This window comes from Pseudomonas sp. CP4, from assembly GCF_047758505.1.
Classification (GTDB): Bacteria; Pseudomonadota; Gammaproteobacteria; order Pseudomonadales; family Pseudomonadaceae; genus Aquipseudomonas; species Aquipseudomonas fluorescens_AO.
In genome coordinates this window covers 2783974-2799855 of record NZ_CP180489.1, presented here as the reverse complement: position 1 = coordinate 2799855, position 15882 = coordinate 2783974, and the positions used below count along the sequence as shown (strand labels likewise).

The following is a 15882-nucleotide window of genomic DNA, read 5'->3' as shown; positions in this document are numbered from 1 at the left end:
GGTCCGGTCTCAAGCTGCCTGTTTTGCCGTGACGAACGCCGCAAGGCTGGCCACGTTGGTGAAATGGTTACGGGTGTCTTTGGCATCGGCGTCGATCTTGATGCCGTATTTTTTCTGGATCGCCAGGCCCAGTTCCAGCGCGTCCACGGAATCCAGGCCGAGGCCTTCGCCGAAGAGTGTCTGCTCGTCGCCGATGTCTTCTGGGCTGATGTCTTCCAGGCCCAAGGCGTCGATGATCAGCAGTTTGATGTCACGCACCAGGCTAGCGGTGTTCAGTTCGCTCATCTGCGGCGAGCTCCTTAATGAAATAGTCATGCAAATAATCGTTGAGCTTGCGCGAGGCCTGCGGTGCGGGGCCTTGCGCGGCGAAGGTCTGTGGGTCTATATCGGCCCCCACGCGAAAACTGAAGTGCACGCGGCGATGGGGGATGCGATACCACGGCTCGGCTTTGGTCAGGGTGGTCGGGCTGACCTTGATGATCACCGGGGTAACGATTTTCGCACCGCGCAGGGCAATCGCCGCCGCCCCCCGATGAAAGGCCGGCGCCTGCCCCGGCTGGGTGCGCGTGCCTTCGGGGAAAATGATCAGGGTCTGGCCGTCCTGCAACGACTGTGCGGCGGCGTCGAGCATGTCCATGCTGCCGTCGTTGCTGATGTACTCGGTGCGGCGCAGCGGGCCACGGGTGAATGGGTTTTCCCAAAGGGTTTTCTTCACCACGCAGTTGGCGTGGCGCACCAGACCGATGAGAAAAACCACGTCGATCAGCGACGGGTGGTTGGCGATGATCATCTGTCCCGGCCGGCCAAGGCGTTCGGCGCCCTCGATGTCATAGGTGAGCACGCCAGTGCGGGCCATGAACCGCACGAAAAACCAGAACAATCGGCTGACCGTGCGCCGGGCGCGCAGGCGATGTTCAAGTGCGTCACCGGGCAGGCAACCGAGCAACGGGAATACCAGCACGCGTAGACACAGCCCGCCGAGCCCGAACAAAGCGAAGCTCGCAGCAGTGGCCAGCAGGCGCCAGTAGTAGGCGTCGCGGTATTTGGCGGTCACGGGTTGCGATGCCAGGTCCATACACGATTCTTCCACGCATGTTGGCAGTCAGGTTGCTGGCCGAGCAGGGTTCGCAGCAGGTTCAGCGCGTGGGGCCAGTGCACTTTGGACTGTGGTTTTGGGCTGCTGCTCAGGGTCAGCCGCCAGTCGGTACCGGGCGTGAGCAATAAACCCAGCGCGTAAGGGAATGGCACGTCATCGACCCACTGCGAATACGCCTCGGGCGGTTGTTCTTCGGTGATCACCAACAGCACGGCCGGGGCGCCTTCTTCGAGCAGTGCGGCAGCTTCAAGCATGCCGTGCTCCAGACCGTCGCCAGCGGCGGCGAGGGCGGTCATTTCGCTGGTTTCACCGCGCATGATCGACCACAAACCGATGATCGCGTTATGCACCGAAAGGCTGAATTGGGTCGGCGACAAAGGCTGTTCGGTGGCCAGGTCACGGAGAATTTCAAACGTGCGGGGGGTTTCGCCGTGCCGGGAAACGAACACCAGCGGCAGATGGTCCCGGCCTTCGGCCAGCGGCCAGCCAACGCTGAAGGCCATCCGCGCCAGGCGGCTGAGGCGACGGCGTTGCATGGCCGGCAGAAACGACACATCGGGCGCGGCATCACTGCTCTGCAGCACGACCGGTTGTCGGCTCCAGGCCTGCCAGGCGTCCACGCTGTCGAGCCCCGGGGCCCACGCGCGCCATTGGGCGATGTTGAAGTTGATCACGGACATTCATCCCGCCCCTGCGGGCTTTCGTTGACGCGTTGAGTCGCCAGCGCCGCAGCAGGCTTGGCTTGGCGCAGGGCGCCGGGTGGCGCGCATTATCCCGGTGCGACGGGTGTGTAGCAAATGTTGGTTACATTTTGCTCAACAAAATGTACCGAGCGGTTCGCTGGAGTGGCTATCACTTGGCCATTATCCATATTCCCCAGGGTCAGTCTGTCAGGTGTCTCTGTGACGGCTGGCGGTTTTTTCCATGCGTGGGCGCCGATATTTACACCTGGCGGCGTAGTCCATGTCGGTGAAGGTAGCGAAGCGCGGCCACCGCCAACTACACTCGGTCATTCTTTGATACACGGAGGTTTGGTCATGCGGCGCGTGGTGTTCAATCAGAAAGGTGGCGTGGGCAAATCGAGCATTGCCTGCAATCTGGCGGCGGTCAGCGCCAGCGAGGGTTATCGCACGTTGTTGGTCGACCTCGATGCTCAGGCCAATTCCACTCAGTATCTGACCGGGCTCACCGGCGATGACATTCCGATGGGCATCGCCGATTTCTTCAAACAGACACTGTCGTCCGGGCCGTTCTCGAAAAAGAATCAGGCGGACATCTACGAAACTCCGTTCGACAACCTGCACATCATTACCGCCACCGCCGAGCTGGCCGACCTACAGCCCAAGCTAGAGGCGAAACACAAGATCAACAAGCTGCGTAAGTTGCTCGATGAGCTATCGGAAGACTACGACCGGATCTATCTCGATACCCCGCCAGCACTGAATTTTTACGCGGTATCGGCGCTGATTGCGGCGGATCGCGTGCTGATTCCCTTCGACTGCGACAGCTTTTCCCGTCAGGCCCTGTACGGACTGATCGCCGAGATCGAGGAATTGAAGGATGACCATAACGAAGGCCTGGAGGTAGAAGGCATTGTGGTCAATCAGTTTCAGGCGCGGGCCAGCCTGCCGCAGCAGATGCTCGATGAGTTGATTGCCGAAGGCTTGCCGGTATTGCCGGTGTACCTGAGCAGTTCGGTGCGCATGCGCGAGTCGCACCAGGCCAGCATGCCGCTGATCCACCTCGATCCACGGCACAAGCTGACGCAGCAGTTTGTGGAACTGCACAATCTGCTGGAAGACCACTGATCCCTCGAAGAATTCTTAATCCCTGTGGGAGCTGGCTTGCCAGCGATAAGGGCGGCAGACTCTGCATCTTTCGTGACTGATCGATCGCAATCGCTGGCAAGCCAGCTCCCACAGGTTTCTGTGTTGGGTCAGATCCCTTGGCTACGCAGCCACGCCATCAACTGCGGCAATGGCAACGCACCGCTCTGCCGCGCCACTTCCCTGCCGTTTCTAAACAGAATCAGACTTGGAATCGAGCGAATCCCCAACTGCGCCGACAACTGCTGGTTCGCCTCGCTGTCGAGCTTGGCCAGCCGACACTTGCCCGCCAACTGCGCCGCAGCCTGTTCGAACACCGGCGCGAACGACTTGCACGGCCCGCACCAGTCCGCCCAGACATCCACCAGTAACGGCAGATCGCCCTTGATCTGACTGGCGTAATCGCCTTGCTTGAGCTCGAACGGTTTGCTCAACAGCACCGCAGACTTGCAGCGCCCGCATTTGGGCTGGTCAGCCAGGCGCTCGGCGGGGATGCGGTTGAGGCCGTTGCAGGTGGGGCAGGGGATGAGGAGTGGGGTGGTCATGATTGGTTCTCTGATAGGAGTCTATAGAACTGATTTGAAGTCGATCTGCCAACTTATCAATGTCGCAACTGCTCACATTTTTCTCAAAACAGTTCCGGGATCGATGGCTAGTCTGAAGACCAATTCGGCGTTTTACGCTTGTCGTGAGGAGATCGCTTTGTCTTTATCTGCGTGCTACTTTTGTTGCACTAATCCAGGAATCGATGGTTCCTATGCATCAAATCGGAGCGACATAATGTCCGTAACTTCCAAGATACGCCGCCAAGGCGGCGCTGCCGTCATTACGATTCCGCCCACGCTTTTAAAGTTGTTGCATCTGGAGGTTGGCGCACAGCTAGAGCTGAATGTGGTCGATGGCGAACTGATTGCTCGTCCAGCCGTAGCCGCTACGCGTAAGCGTTATAGTTTGTCAGAGCTACTCGAAGGCGCAGAAGAATTGCAGAAACTTAACGCCCAGACTAGCGAGACCCTTGAAGGTGATTCTGTCGGCCGGGAGCTGGGTTGATGGTGCGCCGACAGCCCCCTCAGCGGGGTGACGTTTACTGGATTGATCCAAACCCAGTGGCGGGGCGGGAGATGATGAACAGACATCGCTTTGTGGTGATCACGCCCAGAGAGATCAACGCATTGGGCCTGAGCATGACGGTGCCTGTTACTAGCGGTGGGAATTTCAGCCGGAATATGGGTTTGGCGGTCGCCATTACTGGCCACGAAACCAATGGTGTAGCGGTGTGTAATCAGGTTCGCAGTTTTGACATAGAACAACGGGTACGAGACGGCACGGCCAAATTCATCGAGCGACTGGATGACGTGACAATGTCTGACATCGTCGACCGTGTAATCAGTGCAATCGACCCGCTAAGCTGAAGCGCCTACGAAGAACAACTGATCTCCAAATGCTTGCCCCACTCCGGTGGCCGCTCGGCATAACCTTCCATTCCCGGCTGTTCCTCAAACGGCTTGCTCAACACCGCATGCAGCCGGCGCACCTCGGAATAATCGCCTTGCTCGGCGGCATCGATGGCTTTTTGCGCCAGGTAATTGCGCAGGATGTACAGCGGATTGACCGCATGCATCCGTGCTCGGCGTTGTGCCTGATCGGCATTGCCGTCGCGAGTCACCCGGGCGACGTAGCGTTCGCCCCAGGCATCGAAACCTTTGATATCGACAAAATCGTCGCGCAGGCGGGCGATGGCCTGTTCGGCTGACTCTTCACCGAGGCGGCGGAAGAACAGCGTGTAGTCGACGCCGCTGTTCTGCATCAGTTGCAGCAGGTTTTCCAGCAGTTGCTGGTCGTCGTCCTCGGCAGTGGTGAAGCCGAAGCGGCGGCGCATCAGGTCGAGGTAATGTGCCTGGAACAGCGGCAGGTACAAGCCGAGAGTTTCGCGCAGGGCCTCGACGCTGATGAACGGCGTCAGTGCCTGTGCGAGGGCGCTGAGGTTCCACTGGCCCACCGGTACCTGATTGCTGAACGAGTAGCGGCCCTGATCATCGGAGTGATTGCAGATGAAATGCGCGTCGAAGTCATCGAGGAAGGCGAACGGGCCGAAGTCGAAGGTAATGCCGAGGATCGACATGTTGTCGGTGTTCATCACGCCATGGCAGAAGCCATAGGCTTGCCACTTGGCGATCAGCTCGGCGTTGCGCTCGACGATCTCGCGAAACATCGCCAGATACGGTTCCGGTTGTTCGAGGCATTCGGGGAAGTGCATCGCCAGCACATGCTCACCGAGCTGTTTCTGCTGCTCGGGGCGCTTGGTGTAGTAGAAATATTCGAAGTGGCCGAAGCGGATATGGCTCGGCGCCAGACGCAGCACCATCGCCGCGCGTTCCTGCTTTTCCCGCCAGACCGGCGTGTCGGAGCCGATGACGCAGGCGGCCCGCGAAGACGGAATGTTCAGCGCGTACAGCGCTTCAGAGGCGAGGAACTCACGGATCGATGAGCGCAGCACCGCGCGGCCATCGCCCATGCGCGAAAACGGCGTCTGCCCGGCGCCTTTGAGGTGCAAATCCCAATGCTCGCCGGCGTTGTTGTAGACCTCGCCCAGCAGCAGGCCGCGACCGTCACCCAGTTGCGGGGTGTAGCCGCCGAACTGATGGCCGGAATACACCATCGCCCGTGGCTCGGCATCGGCCCACAGTTTGTGGCCGCCGAACAGTTGCGCGAATTCTTCGGTGTCGGCGCTGGCCGCATCGAGATCGAGCAAGGCCAGAGCGGCCGGGCTGGCGACCACCAGGCGCGGATTGTCGATCGGCTCGGGCAGCACGTGCGCGGAGAACGCGTCGCCCAGACGGGCAAAGCGGTTGTCGAAAGTCAGTTCGTCGAGGGCTTTCACGGGCCGGCTCCAGCAGAATGTCCGAGCATTCTGCTGGGACCATGTCGGTTAGTCGAGTTTGCTCGGTGGCGGTTCCGGCAACGGTTTCTGCCCGTCGACGACCGGCACGATGGTTTTGTTCTCCGGCTCCACAGGCACCATCTTGTATTCCTGACCGTGCAGGTTCTTCAGATAAACCTCCATCTGCCGGAACGAGATGTTGATGTGCTGCTTCTTGAACTCTCGGTTGATGAAGCGGTTGACCTCATCCAGCACCGGGTTGCGGTCACCGAGATCGCGCACATGCATGCGCAGTTCGTGATCGAGGGTGCTTTCGCCGAAGTTGAGGAAGTACACGTGCGGCTCTGGTTCTTTGAGCACACGCGGGTTCTCCCGAGCTGCTTTGAGCAGCAGTTCCTTGACCAGGTCCAGATCCGAGCCGTAATCGACGCCGAGTTTCAACGTGACGCGGGTGATGGTGTCGGTCAGCGACCAGTTGATCAGTTGCCCGGTGATGAACGTCTTGTTCGGGACAATGATGTCCTTGCGGTCAAAATCGGTGATGGTCGTGGCGCGGATGCGGATCTTGCTTACCGTGCCCGACAGGTTGCCGATGGTGATGGTGTCGCCGATCCGCACCGGGCGTTCGAAGAGAATCATGATGCCGGAGATGAAGTTGGCGAAGATCTCCTGCATGCCGAAACCGAGGCCCACCGACAGCGCCGCCACTAGCCACTGCAACTTGTCCCAACTGACGCCGAGGGTCGACAGGGTGGTGACGAAACCGACGCCGGCAATCACGTAGGACAGCAGCGTGGTTGTCGCATAAGCGCTGCCCTGCGCCAGATTGAGCTTGGACAGCACGAACACTTCGAGCAGACCGGGCAAGTTGCGCGCCAGCGCGAAGGTGATGCCGATGATGATCAGCGCGCCGAGCATGTCGCCGATGCTGATCGGCACCATGCTCATGTTGGCGCCGGTGCCGCTGGTGTATTCGTAGAGGGTGATGTTGTCCAGATACGAGAACACCGAAATCAGGTCCGACCAGACCCAGTACAGCGCCGCGATGAAACCGCCGAGCAGGGCCAGGCGGATCAGGCGCAGGGACTGTTCGTTGACCTTTTCGATGTCCAGGGTTGGCTCTTCGATCACCGCTTCGCCGTCGCCGGCCTCTTTCGCCGCCTGCCGTTTGGCCAGCGCGCGCTGGTAAGCCAGGCGCCGCGCGGCAACGCTCAGGCCCCGGACGAAAGTGGCCTCGATCACCAGCCAGAACATCAGCAGGTACAGGGTGTTGATCAAGCGGTCGCTGAGTTTCAGCGCGGTGTAGTAGTAGCCGAAGCACACCGCGACAAACAGGGCGATCGGCAGCAGGGTGAACATCACCCCGACGGCTTTGCGGAACAGCGAAGCGTTCTGGTGCGTCGGGCTGCTGATCAGCAGGCGACTGAGCAGCCAGGCCATCAAGGCGTAACAGGTCAGCACCACCGGCATGCCGAGCACGTCATCGGCCAGCGCCGCCGGTTGCAACTCGGCGACGGCCACCACGGCCACCAGCGCCATTACTACAAGGCCGAGTCGACGCACCCAGCCCTGAAGGAACTCGACCTGTGGCTTTTCCCAGCGGAAGTGCAATTCCGCCACGCCACCGGGCGCGAGAATCCGGTACGCGGTGTAGAACACCAGCCAGGCCTGCCCCATCTGCAGCAGCGCCGCGCCCATATTGGCGTTCTGCCCGCGCGCGTCGATCTGCAAGGCCAGACCGCACAGCGCCAGACCCAGCGCCACCGGCATCGCCAACAGAATATTGATCAGAATCGCCTGCGGCGTGTGCCACTGGCTGTCGCGCTTGAAATGGCCGATGTCCTGGTGAACCTTGTTGAGTCGTCCGTACAGGGCCTTGCGTCGCCACAACAGGGCGCCGATCAGCAGCGCCAATGGCAGGAACAACAATGGCCGCTGGGTCAGGCCGTCAGTCAGCTCGCTCAGGCTCGACGCCCACGGCAAGGTGTTGACCTGCCGCTCAAGGCGCTCGGGCACGCCGCGCATCCATTCCACGTCCAGCGGCTTGTTGCTGGGGATCCAGAACATCTGTTCGTCGAGCGTCGCGCGCAGGCTTTGCGCGGTGCTCAGCAATTGCTTCTGGTTGAGCTGCAGGGTGATCGATTCGTTGAGCATCGCGCTCAACTCGCGGTTCAGCCGCTCGAGCAGATCAGCGCGGGTGTTGGCCAGATCAAGCAGGCTTTTGCGCAATTGCGGCGTGACCTGCTCCGGCGGCTGCGTGGCCAGCAGATTGTCGACGTAGGTGGCCGGACTGCTCAGCAGCTCGCGTTGCTGGCTGACATCGAACTGATACAGGCGAATATCGGCAATCTGGTCGGCGAGGTCGCGGTCGACCTTCAAGTGCGGCAGTGCCTGCTTCTGTTTATAGAGAATTTTCGATAGTAGCAGGCTGCCCTTGAGCACACTGATCTGCTCATCCAGTGCCGAATCGCTCTGGGTCAGGGTATCGAGTTGCTGTTTGGTCTGCAGGTTCTGCTGCGTGACTTCGTTGAGACGGTCGGTGCTCTTGAGCAAGTAATCGGAAAGCTTGAGGTTGGTCGCGCTCTCACTCGCCAGCAGGCTGCTGCCGCCGGCCTTCTGCGCTTCGATCGATTGCTGGGTGACGGTTTCCTGCGACTGCGCCAGACGCTTCTGATTGATCAGGGTTTGCAATTCCTGGATCTCGCGGTCGAGCCGATCGGATTTCTCCGAAAGCAAGTCGTGCTGAGCGTTGCCCAGATCCTGCAACTGGGTGTTGCCGGCCAGTTCCTGGCGGCGCAGCGGAATCAGTGCATTGAGTGCGGCGAGTTCGGCGTTCAACTGGTCGCGCTGTTCGGCGGTGACCGTTTTGCCCGTGTCCTTGCCGGATTTGAGGATAGTGTTGATCTGCTGGATGCGCGTCTGGCTGGCGGAAATCTCCGCCTGAGCGCGCTCGGGGCGAGTCTGCGCGGTGATGATCAGGCTGTTGGCTTCGGCCAGGGCTTTCTGCAGATCGCTTTGCTGGGTCGAGCGATCGGTGAGGATCTGCTCCAGTTGCTGGATCGACTCTTTCGGAAAACGCTGCGCGACCGGCACTGGTGCGGTGGCCTTGAGGCGGCTGAGTTCGCGGGTGTTCTCGATCGTCTGCTTCGGCGCGTTGGCCAGCTGACGCTTGAGATCGATCAGCTTCTGCTCGTAATCACGCTGGTTGTTCAGCTGATTCAGGGTGTTCTGCATGACGGTCTGCAGGGTCTTCTTGTCGGCGTCCGGCAGTTTGCTGTCGGCCAGCTTGTCGAGGCTGGCCTGCACGGCATCGCTGGACGGTGGTTCGGCAGCATGCAGCGGGCCGACGACAAGACTGAGGCCCAGCAGGGCCGCGGCGAAAAAGGAGCGCAGGGTAGGCATAGAGACCGGTCAAGCAAGTGAGAGTGGAGGCAGTTTAGAGGAAGAGTCCGGGGCCCGGGCGACTTCCTTCGGGGAATCTGACGCCCACTTTGCCGATCTTGTTCCCGTCCATGACCGCCACCGTCCAGTGGGTGTTGTTCCATTCCACCTGGTCACCGACGATGGGGGCACCCCCGACTTTTTGCGCAATGAACGCGCCCAAAGTCATGTCCGGATCGATGCCTTCGGCCGGTAAGCCATACAACGCTGCAACCGCTTTAAGCTGGGCGTCTCCTTCAAGCACGAAGTCGCCGAAGAAACGCAGATCGAGGCCACGTTGCGGCGCCTGGCTGAACAGTTTGCCGAGGGCCGGCAGGTTGTGTTCATGGCCAATAACACACAGTAAATCATCGACTTCCAGCACCGTACTACCCGACGGATGGAGCAGTTGCTGGCCACGAAACAGGGCGGCGATGCGTGTGCCTTCGGGCATTTTCAGCTCACGCAGGGGCGAACCGATGCACCATTTCTCCGCGCCGAGCTTGTAAACGAACAGCTCCCACTCGCTGGTCACATGCACTTCCAGTGCCGCCCGGGATATCGGCGCGGGTTCTGGCGGAACGGTCACCTTGAGCAATTTGGCCACCCACGGCAGGCTCGTACCCTGCACCAGCAGCGACACCAGCACGATGAAGAACGCCAGATTGAAATACAGCTGCGCTTGCGGCAGGCCGGCCATCAGCGGGAACACCGCGAGAATGATCGGCACCGCGCCGCGCAGGCCGACCCAGGAAATAAAAGCCTTTTCACGACCGTGGAAGGCTTTGAACGGCAGCAAGCCGACCATCACTGACAGCGGCCGCGCGAACAGGATCATCCACAGCGCCAGACCGAGGGCGGGCAGGGCGATCGGCAGTAGATCGTGGGGCGTGACCAGCAGGCCCAGCACCAGGAACATGCCGATCTGCGCCAGCCACGCCATGCCGTCGAGCATGTGCAGAATGCCGTGGCGGCTGCGCACCGGGCGGTTGCCGATGACCAGACCGCACAGGTACACGGCAAGGAAGCCACTGCCGTGCAAGGCGTTGGTCAGCGCAAACACCACCAGCCCGCCAGCGATGATCAGGATCGGATACAGCCCGGCGGCAAGATTGATGCGGTTGACCAATTGCAGCATCACCCAACCGCCGCCCAGACCGATCACGCCACCGATGCCGAATTCGCGGATCAAGTGGGTCAGCAGACTCCAGTGCAGGCCGGTCTCGCCGCTGGCGAGCATGTCGATCAGGGTCACGGTGAGAAACACCGCCATCGGGTCGTTGCTGCCGGATTCGATTTCCAGGCTGGCGCTGACCCGTTCGTTGAGGCCTTTACCGCCGAGCAACGAGAACACCGCAGCGGCATCGGTTGAACCGACAATGGCACCGATCAGCAGACCCTGAATCAGATTGAGGTCGAACAGCCACGCAGCGGCCATGCCGGTCAGCCCGGTGGTGATCAAGACGCCGACCGTGGCCAGCGACAGCGCCGGCCATAACGCCACGCGGAAACTCGATACCCGCGTGCGCAAACCGCCGTCGAGCAGGATCACCGCCAGGGCGAGGTTGCCGACCAGATAGGCCGTCGGGTAGTTGTCGAAAATGATCCCGCCACCATCGACCCCGGCCGCCATGCCGACCGCGAGAATGATGACCAGAATCGGAATGCCGAGACGTGAAGAAAGCGAGCTGACCAGAATGCTTGCGCCTACCAGCAACGCGCCGATCAAGAACAGGCTGTTGATGGTCGTCGCATTCAAAGGCAGTACTCCAGAAGCGTAAAGACGAGGCACAAACTGACCATGCAGTCTGCGTGCCAGCGATTCTAACCTGTTGAAATGTGATGCTGTCAAAAAGCTTTTGTGCAGAATCGCCTTGCAGATGCGGCGAGTGATGACTGTGGCGAGGGGATTCATCCCCGTTCGGCGGCGCAGCCGTCGTAAAACCGTTGTACGCGGGTCCTCAGGTGGAACCGCATACGCTGTTTTTGGGGCGGCTTCGCCACCCAACGGGGATAAATCCCCTCACCACAGGGGAAGTTCCAGCGAAGTGTGTTACAGGCTGAACCGCCCAACCATGTTGTTCAGATCCAGCGCCAAGCGCGACAGCTCATTGCTCGCCGCGCTGGTCTGATTCGCCCCGGTCGCCGATTGCACCGACAGATCACGGATGTTGACCAGGTTGCGATCGACTTCACGCGCTACCTGCGCCTGCTCTTCGGCGGCGCTGGCGATGACCAGGTTGCGCTCGTTGATCTCAACGATGGCGCTGTTGATGGTGTCCAGCGACATCCCCGCGCCACGGGCGATGTTCAGCGTCGATTCGGCGCGTTCGGTGCTGTTGCGCATTGAATCCACGGCGTGTTCGGTGCCGCTCTGGATGCTGCCGATCATGCGCTCGATTTCGCTGGTCGACTGCTGGGTGCGATGGGCCAGTGCGCGCACTTCGTCCGCCACAACGGCAAAACCACGACCGGCCTCACCGGCACGAGCCGCTTCGATCGCTGCGTTCAAGGCCAGCAGGTTGGTCTGATCGGCGAGGCCACGAATCACGTCGAGCACCTTGCCGATGTCGCGGGATTCATTGGCCAGATCGCCGATCAGGGACGCGGTGCTTTGCACATCGGCGCTCATGCGTTCGATGGCGCTGACGGTTTCCTGCACCAGATCACGACCGTCGCCCGCCGAAGTGGTGGCGTTCTTCGAGGCTTCCGAAGTGCTGACCGCGTTGCGCGCGACTTCCTCGACGGCGCTGGTCATCTCATTGACCGCAGTGGCCGCCTGCTCGATTTCATTGTTCTGCTGGGTCAGGCCGCGAGCACTTTCGTCGGTGACGCTGTTCAGCTCTTCCGCAGCAGACGCAAGCTGTGTGGCCGAACCGGAGATGCGCTGCAGGGTGTCGCGCAGCTTCGATTGCATCTTCGCCATGGCCGCCAGCAGGCGCCCGGCTTCATCTTCGCCATCGACATGGATCGGCTGGGTCAGGTTGCCTTCGGCGATGGTTTCCGCCGCTTCGAGTGCCTTGGAAATCGGCTTGGTGATGCTAGTGGTCAATAACCAGGCGAACAGCAACGTCAGGCCGCTGGCAATCACCAACAGGGTGACGACCAGGTTGAACGACATTGAATACTGGTCACTGGCACCTTGATTGGTCTCGGCGATCTGCTGGGTGTTGATCTCCAGCAAGCGCGCCAGCGCGGTATTCACCGCTTCCGAATTGCTCAGCAAATCGCTGTTGAGCATCTGCCGCAACTCGTCGACCTGATTGTTGCGCGACAGGGTTTTCATGCGCTCTTCAAGCTGACGGTACTGCGCCAGCAATTGCACGTACTGATCGTACGCCGCACGTTCCTGCGGGCCTTCGATCAGTGGCTCATAGGCGCGTTGCGCATCGGCGATCTGGCGGTTGCGCAGGTCGAACAGCTCGATGGTTTTCTGCTGCACGTCGGGTTCGCGGTTGATCAGCAGGCGGTAAGAAAGCACACGCAGGCGCAGGGTCAGTTGAGTGAACTCATCGAGGGCCTTGATCGATGGCACGCTGGCGGTGGCGATGTCTTCGCCGGCCGCGCGGATTTTGCTCATCTGGTTCAGCGCAAACACGCCGAGGATCAACATCAGGCCGCCGATCAGGGCGAAACCAGTAAACGCCCGTGGGGCGATATTCATATTGCGAAGGGACATGGGCGGATACCGAAAAGGGCCGCATCCATGCGGGCTGAGACTGCTGTATGGGTGACTTATCGGTCATACGACTAAAGTCTTGAGGTGGTGTGCGTATTTGTCGCAGACGGCTCTGTGCGACGAAGTGCAGGAACCAGATCGACCATTCACAGTCTTTTAAACTCGCGAGAAGCTTCGCCACCCAGGAAAATCAAGGCCTTGCGCCGGTTTAACCCTGGCATCCGTGGTGACTTTTCTTTATCGTACGCGCCCTTTGAAAAACGCTTGGAAGATCAAAATGTTGGAAGCATCCCTCAGCCAATTGGAACAGCTCGTCAGCGACCTGGTGCAACAGAACCAGACCCTGCTGCAGACCAACCAGACCCTGTCCACGGAACTGGCCCAGGCCAAGGATGAAAACGAAAACCTGCAACTGAACCTGATGGAGCAGGAAGAAAAACACGGCGCCACCGCCGCGCGCATTCAGGCGCTGGTTGATCGCGTCAACGCCGGTCCCGTCAGCGCATGAACCACGGCACAGCAGGGGTAAAAGTCATCTCCATTCTCGGCGAGGACTATTCGATCAAGGCACCGGCCGGGGAAGAACAGACCCTGCTGGACGCGGCGATGATGCTCAAGGCAGCGCTGGAAGACACCAAGCGCAAATACCCGACGCTGATCGGTGACCGTTTGCTGGTGCTGGCAGCGATGAATCTGTGCTCGCAGCAGATCGAAATGAAGAAGCAGCACAAAGAAGAACTCGAGCGTTATCAAGAGCAAGTCAGCGCCACGGTCGAGACGATTGCCAAGACCATCAGTCAGGGCTGATGAGGTTGCGCACAACCAGGGAATAGATTGTCGGTTGGGATGTATACAATCGGCACGGCTGTTGCAGTGTTTCGGCCACTTATTCCTTGGGGGTGTTCCATGCAGTGGTGGCGACGCAGTATTCAGTGGCAGTTGATTCTCGGCATGGGCGCGGCCCTGCTGATCAGCATCGTGATTGTGGTTGGCATTTATACCCTGGTGGTCAACCGCCTCGCCCAGAGCTATCTGGTCGAACAAGCGCTGCCGTCGAGCATTGAAGCGACGCGCAACGACATCGAACGGATCCTCGTACAACCGCTCACCGCCGCCAAAGACATCGCCAGCAACAGCATGGTGCGTGACTGGCTGGCATCCGGCGAAGACAGCAGCAAAACTGCGCTCTTCGCGCAGTATCTGGAAGGCATCCGCGCTGAACACAAAGCGTTTACCGCGCTGATCATCGGCACTGAATCCAACCACTACATCACCGAAAAAGGCTTGGATCGCACCCTCAGTCGCGCCAAACCGGCCGACGCCTGGTTCTATTCCTTTCTCGACAGCAATCAGCCGCGCACCCTCAATATCGACAACGACGGCGCCACTGGCGAGCTGGCCCTGTTCATCGATTTGAAGGTCGAGCAGGCCGGTAAAGTCGTCGGTGTCGCCGGGCTCGGGCTGAGCATGAAAGAGCTGTCGGAGCTGATTCACAACTTCAGCTTCGGCGAGCGCGGCAAGGTCTATCTCGTGCGTTCCGACGGTCTGATTCAGGTCCATCCTGAAGCGCAGTTCAGCGGCAAACGCACCTTGACCGAGCAGATCGGTGCCAACGCGGCGCAAGCGCTGATGGGCCACAAAGAGGCGGTCAACAGCAGCTTCCAGCGCGACGGTGAAGACTTCCTCGCCTTCAGCCTGCCCCTGCGCGATCTCGGCTGGACGCTGGTGGCCGAAGTGCCACAGTCGCAGATCTACGCCGAAGCGCGCAAAGCGATGTGGATGAGTGGCGGCATCGGTCTGGTGGTGGCGTTGGTTTGCCTGGCGCTTGTGGTGTGGCTGGCGCAGGGGCTGGTGCGACCGATTCGACAAGTAACACGGGCGCTGGTGGCCATCGGTAGCGGTGGTGGAGATTTGACTCACCGGTTAGATTCCAGTCGTGCCGATGAGCTCGGCGACCTGGCTCGCGGCTTCAACCGTTTCCTCGACAGCCAGCGCGCGATGATCGGCGAAGTGCTGACCACCAGCGAGCGCTTGCGCACGGCCGTGGGCCAAGTGGCGAAGGTGGTAGACAACACCGCCGAGCGATCCGGCCGCCAACAGGAAATGACCGACATGGTCGCCACGGCCGTTCACGAAATGGGCCTGACCGTGCAGGAAATCGCGCAGAACGCCGGCAATGCCGCGCTCGCCTCGCAAACAGCCCGTGATGAAGCGTTGCAGGCGCGGGAGGTGGTCGGCGGCTCGATCCGTCATATCGAAAGCATGTCCGATGACATCGGCGTGGCGGCGGGGGCGGTGGCTGAGCTGGCGCAGCAAGTGGCGTCGATCGATTCGGTGCTGGCGGTGATTCGTGGCGTTTCCGAACAGACCAATCTGCTGGCACTCAACGCCGCCATCGAAGCCGCCCGCGCTGGCGACATGGGCCGTGGCTTCGCAGTGGTCGCTGATGAAGTGCGCACCCTGGCCCGCAGAACCCAGGCCTCGACCGACGAAATTCAACTGATGATCGGCAGCCTCAAGCAAGGTGCGGAGAACGCCGTGTCTTCGATGCGCACCGGCCAGGCGGCAACTGGCACCGGGGTTGAATCAAGCCAGCGGACCGGTGCATCGCTGACGGCGATCACCGGCCAGGTCGAGCGCATCAGCGATATGAACCATCAGGTGGCGACAGCGACCGAAGAGCAGTCGGCGGTGACTGAAGAGATCAACCGCAATGTGCAGGGGATTTCCGATCTGGCGCGGGCGACGGCGGGGGAGGTTCGTGCGTGTCGTGAGGATTGTCAGATGTTGCAGCGGCTGGCGGATGATCTGGCGCGGCAGATGGGTGGGTTCAAGTTGAGTTGATGCTCCGTCAGCTCGTGCCTCTTCGCGGGCAAGCCCGCTCCCACAGGGTTCTGGGGTGTTCACGCATCATGAACACGCCACAATACCTGTGGGAGCGGGCTCGCCCGCGAAGACGGCATCAGCCACTACGCATAAT

13 protein-coding genes and 3 pseudogenes are annotated in these 15882 nt (G+C 60.5%); 7 read left to right on the top strand and 9 right to left on the bottom strand.

Going from position 1 to position 15882, the window contains the following annotated elements:
* Positions 1–9: 9 nt before the first annotated feature.
* Genes ACMYUN_RS12390 through ACMYUN_RS12380 form a run of 3 tightly spaced genes read right to left on the bottom strand, consistent with a single transcriptional unit; the run spans position 10 to position 1776 of the window.
* On the bottom strand, positions 10–285 hold the full coding sequence (locus ACMYUN_RS12390) for a phosphopantetheine-binding protein (RefSeq protein WP_039756723.1): 276 nt from the start codon (positions 283–285) through the stop codon (positions 10–12).
* On the bottom strand, positions 263–1075 hold the full coding sequence (locus tag ACMYUN_RS12385; RefSeq protein WP_415763852.1) for a lysophospholipid acyltransferase family protein: 813 nt from the start codon (positions 1073–1075) through the stop codon (positions 263–265). Before ACMYUN_RS12385 ends, ACMYUN_RS12390 begins: the two co-directional genes overlap by 23 nt.
* Entirely contained in the window at positions 1051–1776 is a 726-nt protein-coding gene (locus ACMYUN_RS12380) for a beta-ketoacyl synthase chain length factor (RefSeq protein ID WP_415763851.1), read from the bottom strand. The genes ACMYUN_RS12385 and ACMYUN_RS12380 overlap by 25 nt, the downstream gene beginning before the upstream one ends.
* 357 nt (positions 1777–2133) lie before the next feature.
* On the opposite strand from ACMYUN_RS12380, the gene ACMYUN_RS12375 reads away from it, so the two are divergent.
* Positions 2134–2904 (top strand): ParA family protein, encoded by a 771-nt coding sequence (locus ACMYUN_RS12375; RefSeq protein WP_024011296.1) that lies wholly within the window; start codon positions 2134–2136, stop codon positions 2902–2904.
* A gap of 128 nt (positions 2905–3032) precedes the next feature.
* On the opposite strand, the gene trxC is transcribed toward ACMYUN_RS12375, so the two are convergent.
* Positions 3033–3467 carry a thioredoxin TrxC gene (gene trxC, locus ACMYUN_RS12370; protein ID WP_129998237.1) on the bottom strand — a complete coding sequence of 145 codons (435 nt, stop codon included), beginning with the start codon at positions 3465–3467 and terminating at the stop codon, positions 3033–3035.
* Here trxC and ACMYUN_RS12365 point away from each other — a divergent pair.
* Both ACMYUN_RS12365 and ACMYUN_RS12360 read left to right on the top strand, forming a co-directional pair.
* The gene (locus ACMYUN_RS12365; RefSeq protein WP_415763850.1) at positions 3466–3972 is read left to right on the top strand and encodes a hypothetical protein; all 507 of its coding nucleotides are present in this window, start codon (positions 3466–3468) and stop codon (positions 3970–3972) included. The genes trxC and ACMYUN_RS12365 overlap by 2 nt on opposite strands.
* 74 nt (positions 3973–4046) lie before the next feature.
* A complete protein-coding gene (locus tag ACMYUN_RS12360) occupies positions 4047–4334 on the top strand; it encodes a type II toxin-antitoxin system PemK/MazF family toxin (RefSeq protein WP_415763849.1) in 288 nt (95 codons plus the stop codon).
* A gap of 5 nt (positions 4335–4339) precedes the next feature.
* Here ACMYUN_RS12360 and selO read toward each other — a convergent pair whose 3' ends face one another.
* From selO to ACMYUN_RS12335, 5 genes and pseudogenes are all read right to left on the bottom strand, one after another.
* Complete coding sequence (gene selO / locus ACMYUN_RS12355; RefSeq protein ID WP_415763848.1) at positions 4340–5803, bottom strand: protein adenylyltransferase SelO; 1464 nt, start codon at positions 5801–5803, stop codon at positions 4340–4342.
* A 48-nt stretch (positions 5804–5851) separates the two neighbouring features.
* Positions 5852–9205, bottom strand: a complete 3354-nt coding sequence (mscK, locus tag ACMYUN_RS12350; RefSeq protein WP_415763847.1) for a mechanosensitive channel MscK — start codon at positions 9203–9205, stop codon at positions 5852–5854.
* Positions 9206–9239: 34 nt separating this feature from the next.
* The gene (locus ACMYUN_RS12345; RefSeq protein ID WP_024011302.1) at positions 9240–10982 is read right to left on the bottom strand and encodes a potassium/proton antiporter; all 1743 of its coding nucleotides are present in this window, start codon (positions 10980–10982) and stop codon (positions 9240–9242) included.
* A 294-nt stretch (positions 10983–11276) separates the two neighbouring features.
* Positions 11277–11876: pseudogene (locus tag ACMYUN_RS12340) on the bottom strand (methyl-accepting chemotaxis protein); the annotation flags it as partial.
* Positions 11877–12179: 303 nt separating this feature from the next.
* Positions 12180–12836 (bottom strand): annotated as a pseudogene (locus ACMYUN_RS12335) (MCP four helix bundle domain-containing protein); the annotation flags it as partial.
* Positions 12837–13179: 343 nt separating this feature from the next.
* Here ACMYUN_RS12335 and ACMYUN_RS12330 point away from each other — a divergent pair.
* The 4 genes and pseudogenes from ACMYUN_RS12330 (at position 13180) to ACMYUN_RS12315 (ending at position 15746) form a co-directional block, all read left to right on the top strand.
* A complete protein-coding gene (locus ACMYUN_RS12330; RefSeq protein ID WP_016772015.1) occupies positions 13180–13410 on the top strand; it encodes a hypothetical protein in 231 nt (76 codons plus the stop codon).
* Positions 13407–13709: a cell division protein ZapA gene (locus ACMYUN_RS12325; protein ID WP_039756738.1), complete on the top strand. Its 303-nt coding sequence runs from the start codon at positions 13407–13409 to the stop codon at positions 13707–13709. Before ACMYUN_RS12330 ends, ACMYUN_RS12325 begins: the two co-directional genes overlap by 4 nt.
* 39 nt (positions 13710–13748) lie before the next feature.
* Positions 13749–14831: pseudogene (locus ACMYUN_RS12320) on the top strand (cache domain-containing protein); the annotation flags it as partial.
* A 69-nt stretch (positions 14832–14900) separates the two neighbouring features.
* Positions 14901–15746: a methyl-accepting chemotaxis protein gene (locus ACMYUN_RS12315; protein WP_405045556.1), complete on the top strand. Its 846-nt coding sequence runs from the start codon at positions 14901–14903 to the stop codon at positions 15744–15746.
* Positions 15747–15882: the final 136 nt, after the last annotated feature.